The 1,155-nt window shown below is 65.0% G+C and carries 1 protein-coding gene; it reads right to left on the bottom strand.

Translation table 11 applies throughout. The features are described 5' to 3' along the window. On the bottom strand, positions 1-1,131 hold a 1,131-nt coding region (locus tag JMJ97_RS09430; RefSeq protein WP_260700107.1), incomplete at its 3' end, for an arginine deiminase. Positions 1,132-1,155: the final 24 nt, after the last annotated feature.

Genomic DNA, 1,155 nt, shown 5'->3' with positions numbered 1-1,155 from the left:
GTCGTTGGTGACGGTGTTGCGGGCGTAGACGCAGATCTTGCCGGGCTCGACGCACAGGGTGTTGGAGCCGTCGTTCCACTGCTCGCGGGAGGCCGCGATCGGGTCGCCGCCGCCGCAGGGGATCAGCTTGACCTGGTCGACGCCGGTGGCGTCCTCCAGGACGTGCTCGAGGGTGTCCTCGATCAGGCGGATGTTCACGTCGCCCGGGTTCTTGCCGGCGGTCAGCTCGTAGACGCGCAGGGTGCCCATGATGGCGGGGTGGATCGTGAACTTATCGACGTCGATCTGGGTGAAGACCGTGTCGAGGTGCATGAAGGCGCGCGAGACCGGGATGTCGAAGGCCAGGATGCGCTCGACCTTGGAGTCGGAGTTCCAGAAGATGTTCTGGGCCATGACGTCGATAGCGGCGGCCTGGGTGCGCTGGGAGATGCCGACGGCGAGGGTCTTCTCGTTGATGTTCAGCACGTCGCCGCCCTCGGTGTGGAACTGGCAGTCGCGGCGGAAGTACAGGGAGACGTCCTTGTAGTCGGGGTGGTACTTGAAGACGTACTTGCCGTACAGGGTCTCGCGGTTGCGGGTGACCGAGTACATGCGGTTGAGGTTGACGCCCTCGCCGACGACCGCGAACGGGTCGCGGGTGAAGTAGAGGTTGGGCATCGGGTCGATGATCAGGTCGGACTCGGACTCGGAGTTGACCAGGGAGTCGAGGGTCGTGGACGCCGTGAGGGGCAGGTCGATCTCGGCCTTGGTCATGCCGGCCATGGTCTTCTTGACGAACTCGAGGTTGTCCTCGATGGAGTCCAGCTTCTCGCGGACGATCTGCGGCATGTGCTGGCCGCGGATGCCGGCCTCGGCGATGTACTGGTCGGTGAACTCGGCGCGGGCGCCGGGGACCTGGTCGAACACCTCGGCGACGAGGTTCTCGAGGTAGAGGACCTCCACGCCCTGGTCCCTCAGGATCTGGGCGAAGGTGTCGTGCTCCTGCTGTGCGACCTCCAGGAACGGGACGTCGTCGAACAGGAGTCGCTCGAGCTCGTCGGGCGGCAGGTTGAGGAGCTCGTCGCCGGGACGGTGCAGGCAGACCTTCCTGAGCTTGCCGATCTCGGAAGGCACGTGCAGACCTTTCGTCATGGCCTCCTACCTTTCTTTCGGGCC

Origin of the sequence: Collinsella aerofaciens (genome assembly GCF_025289055.1) — a bacterium.
Lineage (GTDB): Bacteria > Actinomycetota > Coriobacteriia > Coriobacteriales > Coriobacteriaceae > Collinsella.
The sequence above is the reverse complement of the archived record's forward strand: the minus strand, read 5'-3'. Positions and strand labels throughout refer to the sequence as shown.